Origin of the sequence: Streptococcus sp. 20925_1_77, from assembly GCF_041432125.1 — a bacterium.
GTDB lineage: Bacteria > Bacillota > Bacilli > Lactobacillales > Streptococcaceae > Streptococcus.
In genome coordinates, this window is record NZ_JAPVZB010000004.1 from 85661 (window position 1) to 99763 (window position 14103).

The 14103-nt window shown below is 45.8% G+C and carries 13 protein-coding genes; 11 read left to right on the forward strand and 2 right to left on the reverse strand.

Annotated elements, in window-relative coordinates:
- The first annotated feature begins 112 nt into the window (after window positions 1-112).
- The 3 genes from O3626_RS03935 (at window position 113) to O3626_RS03945 (ending at window position 5966) form a co-directional block, all read left to right on the forward strand.
- On the forward strand, window positions 113-1375 hold the full coding sequence (locus tag O3626_RS03935) for a DUF6287 domain-containing protein (RefSeq protein WP_371495400.1): 1263 nt from the start codon (window positions 113-115) through the stop codon (window positions 1373-1375).
- 345 nt (window positions 1376-1720) lie between these two features.
- Window positions 1721-2656, forward strand: coding sequence for a metal ABC transporter solute-binding protein, Zn/Mn family (locus O3626_RS03940; protein WP_371495403.1), 936 nt, complete (start codon window positions 1721-1723; stop codon window positions 2654-2656).
- Between the two features lie 7 nt (window positions 2657-2663).
- Window positions 2664-5966, forward strand: coding sequence for a pneumococcal-type histidine triad protein (locus O3626_RS03945; protein WP_371495405.1), 3303 nt, complete (start codon window positions 2664-2666; stop codon window positions 5964-5966).
- Between the two features lie 88 nt (window positions 5967-6054).
- On the opposite strand, the gene O3626_RS03950 is transcribed toward O3626_RS03945, so the two are convergent.
- On the reverse strand, window positions 6055-7239 hold the full coding sequence (locus tag O3626_RS03950) for a DUF2974 domain-containing protein (RefSeq protein WP_371495407.1): 1185 nt from the start codon (window positions 7237-7239) through the stop codon (window positions 6055-6057).
- 168 nt (window positions 7240-7407) lie between these two features.
- Here O3626_RS03950 and O3626_RS03955 point away from each other — a divergent pair, with 168 nt between their 5' ends.
- From O3626_RS03955 to O3626_RS03975, 5 genes are all read left to right on the forward strand, one after another.
- Window positions 7408-8085 carry a response regulator transcription factor gene (locus tag O3626_RS03955; protein ID WP_371495409.1) on the forward strand — a complete coding sequence of 226 codons (678 nt, stop codon included), beginning with the start codon at window positions 7408-7410 and terminating at the stop codon, window positions 8083-8085.
- Window positions 8078-9052 carry a sensor histidine kinase gene (locus tag O3626_RS03960; protein WP_371495411.1) on the forward strand — a complete coding sequence of 325 codons (975 nt, stop codon included), beginning with the start codon at window positions 8078-8080 and terminating at the stop codon, window positions 9050-9052. Before O3626_RS03955 ends, O3626_RS03960 begins: the two co-directional genes overlap by 8 nt.
- Window positions 9053-9166: 114 nt before the next feature.
- The gene (locus O3626_RS03965; protein WP_371495413.1) at window positions 9167-9295 is read left to right on the forward strand and encodes a hypothetical protein; all 129 of its coding nucleotides are present in this window, start codon (window positions 9167-9169) and stop codon (window positions 9293-9295) included.
- A gap of 15 nt (window positions 9296-9310) precedes the next feature.
- Window positions 9311-10069: an ABC transporter ATP-binding protein gene (locus O3626_RS03970; protein ID WP_129268668.1), complete on the forward strand. Its 759-nt coding sequence runs from the start codon at window positions 9311-9313 to the stop codon at window positions 10067-10069.
- Entirely contained in the window at window positions 10070-12055 is a 1986-nt protein-coding gene (locus O3626_RS03975; protein ID WP_371495415.1) for an FtsX-like permease family protein, read from the forward strand.
- A gap of 367 nt (window positions 12056-12422) precedes the next feature.
- Here the strand turns inward: O3626_RS03975 and O3626_RS03980 are convergent, their stop codons facing one another.
- Complete coding sequence (locus tag O3626_RS03980; RefSeq protein WP_006596747.1) at window positions 12423-12686, reverse strand: SemiSWEET family transporter; 264 nt, start codon at window positions 12684-12686, stop codon at window positions 12423-12425.
- Window positions 12687-12974: 288 nt separating this feature from the next.
- Here O3626_RS03980 and O3626_RS03985 point away from each other — a divergent pair, with 288 nt between their 5' ends.
- The 3 genes from O3626_RS03985 to O3626_RS03995 all read left to right on the forward strand — a co-directional run bounded on the left by O3626_RS03985 (window position 12975) and on the right by O3626_RS03995 (window position 14083).
- The gene (locus O3626_RS03985) at window positions 12975-13232 is read left to right on the forward strand and encodes a SemiSWEET family transporter (protein ID WP_003006102.1); all 258 of its coding nucleotides are present in this window, start codon (window positions 12975-12977) and stop codon (window positions 13230-13232) included.
- 107 nt (window positions 13233-13339) lie between these two features.
- Window positions 13340-13717 (forward strand): YbgA family protein, encoded by a 378-nt coding sequence (locus O3626_RS03990; RefSeq protein WP_254727948.1) that lies wholly within the window; start codon window positions 13340-13342, stop codon window positions 13715-13717.
- Window positions 13718-14083 (forward strand): TIGR02328 family protein, encoded by a 366-nt coding sequence (locus O3626_RS03995; RefSeq protein ID WP_371495418.1) that lies wholly within the window; start codon window positions 13718-13720, stop codon window positions 14081-14083.
- Window positions 14084-14103: the final 20 nt, after the last annotated feature.

The following is a 14103-nucleotide window of genomic DNA, read 5'->3' on the forward strand; positions in this document are numbered from 1 at the left end:
TGCTATAACTAGTCAGTTTAAACCTAGAAAACCACTACGTAGAGGGGAATTTTACTATACTTTCGATTTAGGGTATACTAGTGTAAAGATCTTATTCCATGGAGGTAGTAAAATGAATCTAAAATGGAAGAAAAAATACCTGGGCCCGATTTTGGGACTGATCGGAGCTGTTGTCCTGATTGGAGGAGTCTATCTTTATTCTAGCTCTAACATCCAACCGGACCATCAAAAAGAATTTAGTCAGACCAGTAAGAAGGTCATCAAGCCAAAGGAAAAAGCCATTGACCTGAGTGGTGACTATGTCTCTAATGAACGGGATGAAGCCAAAATCGAGAAAAAAGGAAAGGCCTGGAAGATCGATTACCAAACGGCTGATGGCAAGGTATCTGCTGAATTTAGCACGGATTGGAAGGTCGAAGGGTCTAATAAAGTTTCTACAGGCAAGATGAAAAAGTCCGATGGTAATACAGACTTTACAGTCACTGTTCGTGTCTTCAAATACAAGACAGACAAGAAGCCTTTGATCACGGTCACCATGTCTGACAAAAATCCCGACCACGAGATGGTTTTTGCCAATCGAGAGGATTTTTTCAAATCGACAGATCCAAATGATGTCGTCCTTGATGGCAATCTCTCACCGTTTGAAGGTGCTTATTCCAATGATACCTATGAAAAGGAAATCGCAGATTCCGGTTTTAAACTTTATGGCTATACTCCAGAAGAATATTACCAAAACAAGACCAATGCCTTTCCAAGCATTGTAAATGGGGAGACCGGCTGGACTTTCTGGAGTGGAGGTACTCGGGCGAGTTACTTGTTCAATAAAGAAAAAGAGCCCAAGAAGCGAAAAGGCTATTATGAAGTTTATTTCACAGGGGCCAATGCGACGGCGATCCAGGGGCAAGAGCAAACCTTGTACTTAATCCCAGCGGGTGTGACAGGTCCTGATGGAGTAGCTTCCCAAGAACGTCGGATTCTCTTTGGGGATGCGGCCTACCGTGATTACCATCTAGAGTGGTGGAAAGCTTACCCGCAACCGAAAAAAGAGAAAGACTTGGATATTGCGGCCATTAACGGAGGCGACTTCTCAAGCTTAGTTGGAACCTGGCGCAATGGCAAGGGTGCTGAAATCGTCATCCAAGCAGACGGAAAAGTCAAGGGACAAGGCAGCCTCAAGGCTGTTGCGGACTCGGATAAGAAGAGCAAGATCCCTTATGTTGAGATGAAGATGGGTGAGACTGGTGCTGCGATTGGACTTCTGAAAATCGGGTTCCAAAATCCAGATGGAGACCAGTCTGATACCAGCAAGCCACGTCTAGTGGTCACTCAATCTGCAGGCAACTACCCGGCTGATCAATATTTCTACCGTCAATAAAAGAGAGTGGGACAGAAATCGGTCATTCGTTAGAATTCGATTTCGTCGTCCCACCTCCGTACAGTTGAGTAGGGCTGTAAAAGCTGATGAAATCAGCATAGTAGAGCCCACTCAACCACTGCGTCTTGCTCGACAATCCAAAGACAATTGAGAGACTAGGACTTTTGTCCCAGCCTCTTTTTTTACGGTAAGAAAGGCTCGTGGGGTCTAGGAAATTGTTAGTCCCCAGCATTAAAAGGAAAAAAATGTAAAAAAGGCTTGACAAAGCAAATGATTAGCAGTATTATTAACTAGTTAATTAACTGATTAATAAACTGGTTAACAAAAATAAAAAAGAGGTGAAGGATGATAAGGAGAAAAATGAAGGTTCTAGGACTCTTGTTCCTCGGTTTCTTTCTGCTTGCAGCTTGTGCTAGCCAAGTAAATGCAGGCAAGCCCCCTTCTAAAAAAGGTCTTAAAATTGTCACGAGCTTTTATCCCATCTATGCCTTGGTCAAGGAAATCTCTGGCGATCAAAATGACATCTGGATGGTTCAGTCCGGTGCAGGGATCCATGATTACGAGCCCTCAACCAAGGAAGTGGCCCAAATCTATGATGCGGATGTATTTGTCTATCATTCTCAGACCCTGGAATCATGGGCTGGTCGCTTAGATCCTAACCTACAAGGTTCCAAGTTACAGGTGATCGAAGGGAGTCAAGGAATGACACTTGATAAGGTGGCTGGATTAGAGGATGTCGAGGCTGGTCAGGGAAAAGAAGCCAAGCACCTGTATGACCCGCATACCTGGTTGGACCCTGCGAAAATTGCAGAAGAAGGAAAGATCATCGCTCAGCGCCTGGGCGAGATCGATCCAAAGAACAAGGAGCTCTATCAGGCCAATGCTCAAAAGCTTGAACAGAGCTGTGAGGAACTAGTAGCCCGCTACCAGCCTCTCTTTGACAAGGCCAATCAAAAGACGTTTGTGACCCAGCATACGGCCTTTTCTTATCTGGCCAAACGCTTTGGTCTCAAGCAATTAGGGATTGCAGGGATTTCTCCAGAGCAAGAACCAACCGCCCGACAATTGGCGGAGATCCAGCAGTTTGTCAAAGATTATCAGGTGAAAACGATTTTTGTGGAAAAGCACACGTCGTCAAAAGTGGCCGATAGTATCGCCAAGGCAACAGGGGCGCGTGTCAAGGTCTTGGATCCACTGGAAGCTGATCCGCAAAATGATAAGGATCTATTAGCAAATTTAGAAGAAAATATGGCGAGTTTAGCCAAGGAATTAGAGGAGTAAATCAAGGATGAAGAAAAAGGGAACGATTGGATTGGTAGCGACCTTAGGGCTAGGACTTTGTGCCTATGCGCTCAGTCAGCAACCACAAGCTAAGGAAGAGAAAAAGAATCAGATTCAGTATCTACAGGCAGAAAAGAAAGCGTCATCGACTGCCTCCAGCAAAAAGGAAGACAGCATCGAAGCAGTCAATGCCAAGGAAAAGACTCAGGCGGAGCAGATCGTCATCAAAATTACGGATGAAGGCTTTGTCACTTCTCATGGGGATCATTTTCATTACTATAGTGGTAAGGTCCCATTTGATGCCATCTTTAGTGAGGAGTTGATTTTGCGAGATCCAACCTATCAGCTCCAAGAAGCTGATATTGTCAGCAAGGTCAAGGATGGCTATATCATTAAACGCGCTGGTAAATACTATCTCTACTTAAAGGATGCGCAACATACGGTCAATGTGCGCTCGATCGAAGAGATCGCTCAACAACAAAAAGGAGGCACTAAAGAAGAAGGGGAAACAGGAGCGGTACAGGCAAGCTCCTCGCACAAGGCAGGCAAAACCCGTGACTTCCGTCAACCTAGTCAAGCACTGAAAGAAGGAAAGACCCTTGAAACGCTGACTGCTAAAAATCATTCAGGAGGAGGCTATCGTACGGACGATGGTTATGTCTTTAGCCCTGGAGATGTCATTTCAGATACAGGGGACGGCTTTATTGTACCCCATGGTAGCCATTTCCATTATATTCCAAAGAGTGCCTTATCTGCTGGCGAGTTGGCAGCAGCCCTTTCGGCCTTAGGTGGTCAAGCTGGCCATCAGGCTGGAGGCTCACGCCTAGCTGGAGCAAGCACAGAACAAGGGCAAGGGACTCCAAATCAAGCCTCTCCAAGCTTAGGAAAACAAGCTAGCAGTCAGCCGTCTGCTAGTCCAACCCCTACACAGACGACCCCAACGACTTCTAAACCGGCTACTTCCAAACCGAGTCCAAACCTGAGCAATCTGATGGAAGAATTGCAGAAAACACCTCTGTCTTCTCGTCATGTGGAGTCTGATGGTTCTGTCTTTGATCCAAGTAAGATTACCAAGTGGACCGATCAAGGAATTGTCTACCCTCACGGAGATCATTTCCACTTTATCCCATACAGCTCCCTATCTCCTTTAGAACGTGAGCTGGCGCGGCAATTCCAACTGCTTCGGGCCCAAGGTGCTACTACACCTGCTGAAATAAGTCCAAACCGGCCTTCAAGTCCAAGTACAAAATCAATTGACCATGAGCACGAGCATGAACATGGAGATAGTCACGAGCATGAACATGGGGATAGTCATGGGGATAGTCACGAGCATGAACATGGGGACAGTCATGATCACGAGCACGAAGAGGAGCACGATCATGGTTTCCATGCAGACATGGTCATCAGTAAGGACGAGGACGGTTACATGGTCGCTCATGGCAACCATGCCCATTATTTCTATAAAAAGGACCTCTCTCCTCAAGAGATTGCAGCAGCAGAGGCAACTCTAGCAGGTAAGAAAGAAGAGTCCAAGGGACAGCCACTGACAGATGATGTCGCTAGCTATTCTCGCGATGCCTCAGATGAGGAAAAGATCCAGTACATCAGCAAGACCTACGGCGTCCCTCGTGAGGCCATTAAGATTTCCAATGGTTTCTTTGTCTTTAACAATCCAGACCAAGAATACGATCCGACCCACATCCACCCTTATGCCGTTCGGAAGGAACATGTCCGGATTCCACTTGAGACGGGTAATCCTGAACTAGACTTTATCAATGAACTTTATGCAACAGCGCTTCGCTCAGGGATTTCTCCTTATAGCCTCCAGATTGAAAATGGTCAGTTTGTCATCCCGCATGGCGATCACAACCACTACATCAAGGTGCGATCAGCAGGACTAGCAGACTATTTAGCCCATCGCCTTCCTACCATTCAATCGCCTTACAAAAAAGGAGACTTGAATAAAAAAGCAGTAGAGGACAGGGTCAACCAACTTTTAGCAGAAAGCCGGACTCTTTACGCTTCTGATCCATTGCAGCAACGACGGATTGAGCTCATCTTGGGCCACTTCTTAGAAAATGTCAAGAGCTTCCCAAGTAACTCAACAGAGGGCTATCTAGCCAGTCTCAAACAGGTTGATGAGCAATACATCCATGCGACTCAAGCGATCAAACCAAAAGAAGAGACAGCCCTCGATCGTCGATACCAGGAATTGCTGGAACAAGTGCGCTTGCTAGATACAGAAGCCTTCCAACTGAAGAAGGAAGGGTTGGTCTCACAACTGCAGGAAGCCTATGCTGCCAAGGACAGCAAGCGTTTAGAACAGGAAGGGAAGCTATTAGAAGCTGTTCAGGAGATGCAGGATCGGACGGGTGTGACCTCGGTCGACTATCTCAAGTACTTCTATCAAAGCTTGAGCGATGCGCGCTTGACACCAGAACTGCGCACCAAGGCGGCAGATCTAGCCTTGAAGCTCTACCGAGCTCAAGCCTTTGAAGAAGCTTGGGATTCCAAGTCTCACTTTATGGAACTCTACCAAACCAAACAGGCAATTGACCAGCTCTTCTCTCAAGAAAAAGGCCAAACCTACCCTATTGAAAAAACAGTCTTGGATCAAAAAGGAAGTCAAGCCCCTTCGTACAACTTAGCGGTCTATGATTTCCTCAAGGGCTTGTATGGAGAGTTGGATAAGGCGACAGAAGCCCGTCAACGGACCAGCATCCTGACAGCCCTCTCAGAGCAAATCCAGTCGCTCTTGCCACAAGTCGAAGACCAAGTCAAACGAGCTGCTTTTGAAGCAGGCTTGGCTCAGCTTGGAAATGAGACGGATCCAGACAAGGCTATTGCAAGTGGACAAGCTCTGTTACGCGAAATCAGTGACACCATTGAAAAGCAAAAACAAAAGCAAACAGAAGAGCCTCAGATTGGGGATGTCGCCCTTTATCAACAGCTCTATAACCAATTGATGGCGCTTCACCAACAATTGCAGGAAAAGGGGGCTAGTGATGCTGTATTTGATCGCTTAGAAGCTCTCTTTGACCAATTGGCTAATCCAAAGAGTGACAAGGCAGCCTTACTACAGGCTATCCAAGCCTTTCAGGCAGAGTTAGCAGCGGTGCCATCTGCAAGCGAAGCGGGGAAACCTGCTAGCACGGTCGAAACGCCTGTAGCTACAGAAACTCCGGTAGAAAAAGAAGCAGCAGCTTCAGCAGGGAACAACACTGCCACAACTGAGACAGAAACAGAGCCTGCAAGACCAGCTTCCATAGAAGAAGGCACGCCAGATGCTCCATCTTCTCAGGACCAATAGAAAATAGAAAATCATCTGAAAGACATTTCAGATGATTTTTGCGTTCTAGTGAATAGAAGAGGTGGTCTCTTTTTTCAGTTGTTGAGTCTCACTCCTTGTGCTCAAGGAGCAGAGGTGAGGAGGACTCGACCGCTTTTTTGCGCTTGAAAAATGCAGTCATTTGAACCAGAATACGGGGAATCGTTTGCCATTTTTTCCAAGCTTGGACACGGGTATCGAGGAGTTGTTTGGCTAGACGTTCCAGCATTTCCCTTTCTGTAGGATCTAGGTCTTGAGCATTTTGAAAGATCTCTTTGATCTTGGAGAAATTTTTCAAGCTCCTCAAATCATTGATTGAAGTAATGCCTGCATCTAAGAAGAGGCCGAAGAAGGTATCAAAGAACTTCTTGCGCTCATCCGCCGATGTTTCGCGAACCCACTGCTTCAAGGTCTCGTCGGTCTGCTGGCTATCGGGACTGGTTTGATCTAGGGTCACAAATTTATCTTTCTCAATCATCCAAGTAAAAGCGTCATGCTGGACAAAGCCACCAAAAGCTCGGCTTTTGACAATCGTAGCAGGCTCAGGGACTTCTAGCATCATGCCGACGATGGATCCTTGGGGGACAAAGCGAAGAATATTTGGGGACGTCCGCTGGTAGCCTTCGGTCTCGATAATGGCCCTGTTGAGGCCAGGAGCATCGTAGCTGTAGATGGCATCGACTCGTTCAAATAAGGAATCCGGCAGGTAAGAGCAGGCATAGGTTGCGAGATTGCCCCCTTTGGAGTGACCGGCTACTAAGAAGCGCCCTTTAGGAAATTCCTTCATGACGTTTTGCAGGTAGCTGGCTGCGCGCCTCTGAGCTGGGACATGGTCCATATAGGTCATGTGGAAGTCTTCCTTCCAGCCGATCAAGGTGTCATCCGTCCCTCTGAAGACAACTAAATAAACATCCATGGTAAGACGATAGGTCATGGCCGCGAACTGTTTTTGGACATCGGGATCGTACTCATCAACATAGTTGAGGAGTTTGAAGTTCTTAAAGCGCTTTGAAGTAGCTAATTCATCGACTAATTGCAGGTGCTGGTTACTCACGATGAAATCTGTGGTCCGATCGATCAGTTCCATCGCATCAGACAGGCGCACTGGAATCCCTGTTGTATCTCCTTGAGGCACAATGTGTCCAAAGGGCAGATAGGTCAGCTCTGTCAATGCGAGAACATCCAGTTCATTGAAAGGACGGTCATATATGGAATCGTAGGTCACTTCTTTTAGGTGATCAAAAATAGTCGACATCTGTGCCTCCCGTGTCTTATTTCTTTCAGTATAGCACAAAAATGGATGGAGAAAAAGCGCCTTCCATCAAGAAAGTAGGAGTGATACCTTCTTTCCCTCTGAAACAGCCTTTTTCTCTGCTTCTTAATCTGTTATAATAGGAAGAAGAAAAAAGAAGGAAAGAAAGCCATGCATAAAATTCTCTTAGTCGAAGATGATAACATTATCCGCCAACAGGTCAAACAATTATTGGAACAATGGGGCTATGAAGTGGTCGCAGTAGAGGATTTTATGGATGTCCTCGGGATCTTTGTCGAAACCGATCCCCACTTGATCCTCATGGATATTGGCCTGCCTCTCTACAATGGGTACCACTGGTGCCAGGAGATTCGCAAGGTTTCAAAGGTTCCGATCATGTTTCTTTCTTCACGGGATCAAGCCATGGATATTGTCATGGCCATCAATATGGGTGGAGACGACTTTGTCACCAAGCCTTTTGATCAAAATGTGCTCCTTGCCAAGGTCCAAGGGCTCTTGCGTCGCTCTTACGAATTTGGCACGGATCAAAATCTGCTGGAACACCGGGGAGCCATCCTCAATCTCAAGTCTACGGACTTGGTGTATGAAGGGGAAGTCATCAAGTTGACCAAGAATGAATTTCAGATCCTGCGCGTCCTGTTTGAGCATGCGGGCAGTATCGTGGCGCGCGATGATATGATGAAAGAGCTCTGGAATAGCGACTTCTTTATTGATGACAATACCTTGTCTGTCAATGTGGCTCGCCTGCGCAAGAAATTAGAAGAGGTTGGCTTGTCAAACTTCATCGAAACCAAGAAAGGCATCGGTTATGGGTTGGCCCATGAATAAATATGGAAGTATCTTTTGGCAGTATGTGGTATCCCGTAGGCGTCTGCTCTATCTAGTGGTCATCTTTTTGATGGTCGATTTGGTCTTTGCCTTTCTCTTTCCAGAGACGGGGACGGTTTTCCTCTATGCGACTCTGATGCTAGGATTTTTTACCCTCTGTATCTTGATCTGGGATTTCGCTATGACCTTTCAGGAGTACCGCAAAGCCTTGCTGTATGAGGAAATAGAGCTTGCCTCACCACTGGAACATCTCCTTTATGAAAAATATACAGAAGAACAGCAGGCGCGCCTGGAGCAAGGCAAAGTAGCCCAGGCCAAGTTCAATGACCTGATGGATTACTACACCCTCTGGGTTCACCAGATTAAGACGCCCATTGCAGCTAGCCAGCTCTTGGTCCAAGATGTCGAGACACCTATTGTCAAGCAGCAGATGGAGCAGGAGCTTTTCAAAATTGACTCCTATGCCAATCTGGTTCTGCAGTACCTGCGATTGGAGAGTTTTCATGACGATCTGGTCTTAAAGCGCGTGTCGCTAGAGGACTTGGTCAAAGAAGTGGTCCGCAAATATGCCCTCTTTTTTATCCAAAAGAACTTGACAGTGAACCTGCATGATTTGGATGTCGCCGTCATTACCGATCGCAAGTGGCTCTTGGTCATCATAGAGCAATTGCTGTCCAATAGCCTCAAGTATACCAGTACAGGTGGAATTGAGATCTATTTCAAAGACCAGACCCTCTATATAAAGGACAGCGGGATTGGAATCAAAAATAGCGATGTCCTCCGCGTATTTGAGCGGGGCTTCTCCGGTTACAATGGCCACATGACCCAGCAATCCTCAGGGCTGGGGCTCTATCTGTCTAAGAAAATTGCAGAGCAATTGGGCCACAAAATTAGCCTCCACTCAGAGGTTGGCCAAGGCACAACCGTCGCTATTCGCTTTGAAGAGAAGAAGTTGGTCATGGATTAGTTTTTTCCATCTTACAAAAATGTAAGAAATAAACGGTAAAATGAAAGGTTAGGTTATGGTAGCCGCCTTTTATTTTTTATACAATAGTCTCATCAAATGAAGGAGGTCAAGAAAATGAAACTCTTGAAATGGATGAAAGAACCCAAAAAGATTAAGAAACCAAATGAGCAAACCGATCTGGAAAAGGTGGAATTTGGTCGCCAAGTCCTGCACCAAACCCAAGAATTTTTCTTGATCTACTAGTAAAAGGAGAAAAGTATGTCATTGCTAGACGTTCAACATATCAAAAAAATCTACAAAACCCGCTTTCAAGGGACGCAAGTCGAAGCCCTAAAAGATATTCACTTCACCGTGGAAAAAGGCGAATACGTCGCCATCATGGGGGAATCAGGATCCGGGAAATCGACCCTTCTCAATATCCTAGCCATGCTGGACCAGCCGACGGAAGGGCGGGTTTACCTAAATAATATAGACACCTCAACCATCAAGAACAAGGACGCTTCGAGCTTCCGTCGGGAAAAACTAGGATTTGTCTTTCAAGACTTTAACCTGCTCGATACCTTGTCCGTCAAGGACAATATCCTCTTACCTTTGGTCCTTTCTCGCAGACCGGTTAAGGAAATGATGAGTAAGGTGGATAGCGTGAGTCGGGAATTGGGCATTCATCAGCTTCTAGAGAAATATCCCTACGAAATCTCTGGTGGGCAAAAACAACGGGTGGCTGTAGCACGGGCCATCATCACCTCACCTGAAATTCTCCTTGCTGATGAGCCAACAGGGGCGCTGGATTCCAAGTCTTCGGCTGCGTTGCTCGATGTCTTTGAAGATATCAATAGCATGGGGCAAACCATCCTCATGGTGACCCACTCAACTGCAGCGGCTGCTCGGGCCAAGCGCGTGCTCTTTATCAAGGATGGGATTCTCTACAACCAGATCTTCCGCGGGGAAAAAACAGAGCGTCAGATGTTCCAAGAAATCTCGGATACCCTGACGGTCATGGCAAGTGAGGTGGAGTAGATGTTTCGATTAACTACTAAATTAGCTTGCTCCAATCTCATCAAGAATCGCAAGCTCTATTATCCCTTTGCGATTGCGGTCATTCTCGCAGTGACCATCGCCTATCTCTTTGACTCCTTGACCTTTAATCCCAACATTTCTAAGCTTCGAGGGGGATCTCCCATACTCTTCACCCTTGGATTGGGACTGTTCGTGGTCAATGTTGCGGGGGCTATCATCGTGCTCTATGCCAATAGCTTTGTCATGAAAAACCGCTCCAAGGAGTTGGGAATTTACAGTATGCTAGGCCTTGAGAAACGCCATCTCATCAGCATGATTTTCAAAGAACTCTTTATTTTTGGTTTTGTGACTATCTCAAGCGGTGTCTTGATCGGAGCCCTCTTTGATAAGCTGATCTTTGCCTTTCTCTTGAAACTGATGAAGATGAAGGTCCAGCTGGTATCTACCTTCCAACCTGGAATTGTGATTGCAGTCTTTGTCACCTTTGGTCTCATCTTTGCCCTTTTGGTCCTTCTCAACGCTTGGCGCATTCTCCGTTTGAATGCCCTGCAATTGACGCGTGAGAAGGCTAGTGGCGAAAAGAAAGCCCGCTTCTTGTGGCCCCAAACCATCCTGGGCTTAGCCTCTCTCGGTTTTGGCTACTACCTGGCTTTGTCTGTCAAAGACCCCATGTCTGCGATTTTGATCTTCTTTCTAGCCGTTGTCTTGGTTATGATCGGGACCTACCTGCTCTTTAATGCTGGGATCACCGTCTTCTTGCACCTGCTTAAGAAAAAGAAGAGTTATTATTACCAACCCAACAACATGATCTCGGTTTCTAACCTCATCTATCGCATGAAGAAAAATGCAGTGGGGCTTGCGACCATTGCCATCCTCTCGACCATGGTGCTGGTGACGATCTCTGCTGCCACCAACATCTATGTCGGTGGCGAAATGATCAAGAAAATCATGAATCCACATGATTTCTCCATTCAAGGAAAAGGGGTGGACCTGGAGCAAATCAACCAGAAGTTTGATGAATTTGCTTCTGAGCATCATCTTGAGATCAAAAATCGTGACCTGGTGAACTATGCCACCTTTGGGGTCGAATCACAAAAGGGCACAGACTTCACGGTCTATCCTGATGATGAACACGATGTCAGACCGCGGACAGTTTTTCTGGTCTTTGATGCAGCTAGCTATGAGCAAATGACCGGAGAACACGTTGATCTGGCCGGCAACCAAGTCGTTCTCTTTGCCCATAACCAGGCTCTGACAGGGCAAAAGCAGTTCACCATCAATGGGCAAGGCTTCCAAGTCAAGGAAGAAGTGAGCAAGGATTTTATCACTGATCATGTCCCAAACATGTTTAACATGCTGACGGAGGATTTCAATTACCTGATCGTACCTGACCTTTCAGCCTTTGTTGCCAAGTTTCCGAACCTTGCTGTCGTTACCCAAATCTATGGTGGTTTCAATGTCAATGTTGACGAAGACCAGCAACTTAAGCTGGCAGCTAGCTATGACAAGATGATCGATGAATTGAGCAGCCAACAGGGCCAAGGAACATTTGTCTATGGAGGCAATCGAGCATATAATGTGAGAGAAATGAATAGCCTCTTTGGTGGCATCTTCTTTATCGGTATTTTCTTGTCATTGATCTTTATGGTCGGAACCGTCATCGTTATCTACTACAAGCAAATCTCAGAAGGCTATGAAGACCGTGATCGATTCGTCATCCTCCAACAGGTGGGGCTCGATGAAAACGAGGTCAAACGGACCATCAACCGTCAAGTGCGGACCGTCTTCTTCCTTCCCCTCATCTTTGCCTTTGTCCACCTGGCCTTTGCCTACCATATGATTCGCCTGATCCTCAAAGCTCTTGGCGTGATTAATAGTGGCCAAGTCCTCATCGTCACCCTCAGCGTCTGTGCTGTCTTTCTCATCACCTACCTAATCGTCTTTTGGATCACCTCTCGGAGTTATCGCAAGATTGTGCAGATTTAGGAAAAGAAACTCAAATTAAATTAGAAACTTTCCTTAGGTGAGTACGGACGTCAGCGAACTTCGAAGAAGTTCCATGACTAATTATTGAGCCTAAGGTCTCAATAATTCCGAGTGCCTGAAACATAATTATTTCAGGCACTTTTCTCACAGCGGAAAGTTTCAATATACTCTAATAATAATCAGATATTATTTGGATATTTTTGCACAATAATCCAGCATAGGTTATTCAAAGAAAAGAATTGTCAATTTTTTTAGCTTGCTCATAGCGGGCTTTTTTGTACGAAAACCGACTGCGATTGTTTTTGTTTTTCAAAGGGATACACAAAAAAGACTGAACCCGTAGAGTTCAGTCTTTGTTCACTTTCTATTAAAGTGATGTAAGGAAAGTCAATCCCCCTAGGATGACACCTGCCGAATTCGGAATGATCAAAATCCAGTCTTTTTTAGGTTCCTTTGTCCAACCATAAATGACCCAGATCAAGCAAGAAATAGCAGCTGACAAGGGTTGGAAAGGTTGGGCCTTATTTCCCTGTAAATTAGCAATAATTTGTGGGATGTAGGCAATGAAAACGATAATCCCAATAAAGGCACCGATCGAGCCAACGATTTTGTTGATTTTTTGTTTATTCATAAAATTTTACCTCTGTGTATTAAAATAGCATAAGTAGGAAGAAAATGCAATTAATTTGCATGCTATGCAAGATGAAAATGATTACATTCGCACAAAATTAGACAATGTGTCAAAAAAATGGCAACTAGAGAGAAGACTCTCTCGAAAAGAAATCCATCTTCCTGCAAAATCACAAGATTGTGACACTTTACAGTTCGGTAACATTTGAAAAAAAGACTTGAATTTGTAAAGGACAAAAGGTAGAATAGTGCATACTTTAAAAAAAGAAAAGGAAATGGTAGTTTCAAAATGAATGAAAAACAAATGAAAATTCTTGGTTGGGTTGCGACCTTTATGTCTGTTATGATGTATGTGTCTTACTTCCCACAAATCATGGATAACCTCGCAGGTCACAAAGGGAACTTTGTTCAACCCCTTGTCGCAGCCATCAACTGTAGCCTTTGGGTTTACTACGGACTCTTCAAAAAAGAACGCGATATTCCACTTGCTGCAGCCAATGCACCAGGGATCATCTTTGGTTTGATCACAGCCATCACAGCCTTGTAATTAATTAAAAAAGCTGGACAAAAGTCTGGCTTCTTTTTTTATGACTTCACTCATTTCCATGGTATAATGGGAGGACTATTCATAGAGAAGATCAAAAGGAGACACGAGTGGATCAAAAACATCACTGTCAGGTCCTATGGGCGAAAAATAAATACCTGGTGCTCAGTCGTTCGAGTAATATCTACAAGGAAATCCGGGAGTACCTCAAGCAAGACCAGGTAGAGGTCAGCCACGTCGAGGACCTAATCCAGCAAGCGCTAGCCCTGCCGGAAAATCGTGGCCAAGTCTCCAATGCCTTTCAGCATATTTGGGGCTATTTCAAAAAGCAGGCGACTGCAGAGGAAAAGGCGGACTTTATGTTGCTACTTGAGAAGTACCAGCATGGCCAAGCTAGCCAAGAGGATCTGATCGAGGGGATCCAGATGCTCCTTGAGCGCTACCCTAATCGCTACTTACAAGACTCGACGCTACTAGGAGGGCAATAGATGAGACTCTGGCACCAAGACTTGATTCCCAAACTCCCTCGTCCCCAGCTCCTGGGTCAACACCGGGAATGCTGCGCCCTAAGGGGTAATGGCTGGGGCAAGAAGCACGCAACGGTCAACTATGTCTTTGACTATTCGCCCTATCGCCTCTATGCCTATCACCGCCTGATCATGGGGGAGATGACGGCTCGTGGCTACAAGGTCAGCCCAGAGTGGTGGGAGTCGACCTACAGAGGCAAGACCTGCCCAGCCTATCCAGAACTGGAAGAGGAAGCCTTGAGCACCCCTATCTATCCCGAGCACCAGGACACTTACCTCCAAGAAAGTCTAGACAATCTAGCAGAAAAAGGGATTTATTTAGATTAAGAAAGAACGGACCAGACCAG

Bases quoted from the DNA above. Each gene is read 5' to 3' on its own strand.
- O3626_RS03935 (WP_371495400.1), top strand. From the start codon at position 113: ATGAATCTAAAATGGAAGAAAAAATACCTGGGCCCGATTTTGGGACTG.
- O3626_RS03940 (WP_371495403.1), top strand. From the start codon at position 1,721: ATGATAAGGAGAAAAATGAAGGTTCTAGGACTCTTGTTCCTCGGTTTC.
- O3626_RS03945 (WP_371495405.1), top strand. From the start codon at position 2,664: ATGAAGAAAAAGGGAACGATTGGATTGGTAGCGACCTTAGGGCTAGGA.
- O3626_RS03950 (WP_371495407.1), bottom strand. From the start codon at position 7,239: ATGTCGACTATTTTTGATCACCTAAAAGAAGTGACCTACGATTCCATA.
- O3626_RS03955 (WP_371495409.1), top strand. From the start codon at position 7,408: ATGCATAAAATTCTCTTAGTCGAAGATGATAACATTATCCGCCAACAG.
- O3626_RS03960 (WP_371495411.1), top strand. From the start codon at position 8,078: ATGAATAAATATGGAAGTATCTTTTGGCAGTATGTGGTATCCCGTAGG.
- O3626_RS03965 (WP_371495413.1), top strand. From the start codon at position 9,167: ATGAAACTCTTGAAATGGATGAAAGAACCCAAAAAGATTAAGAAACCA.
- O3626_RS03970 (WP_129268668.1), top strand. From the start codon at position 9,311: ATGTCATTGCTAGACGTTCAACATATCAAAAAAATCTACAAAACCCGC.
- O3626_RS03975 (WP_371495415.1), top strand. From the start codon at position 10,070: ATGTTTCGATTAACTACTAAATTAGCTTGCTCCAATCTCATCAAGAAT.
- O3626_RS03980 (WP_006596747.1), bottom strand. From the start codon at position 12,686: ATGAATAAACAAAAAATCAACAAAATCGTTGGCTCGATCGGTGCCTTT.
- O3626_RS03985 (WP_003006102.1), top strand. From the start codon at position 12,975: ATGAATGAAAAACAAATGAAAATTCTTGGTTGGGTTGCGACCTTTATG.
- O3626_RS03995 (WP_371495418.1), top strand. From the start codon at position 13,718: ATGAGACTCTGGCACCAAGACTTGATTCCCAAACTCCCTCGTCCCCAG.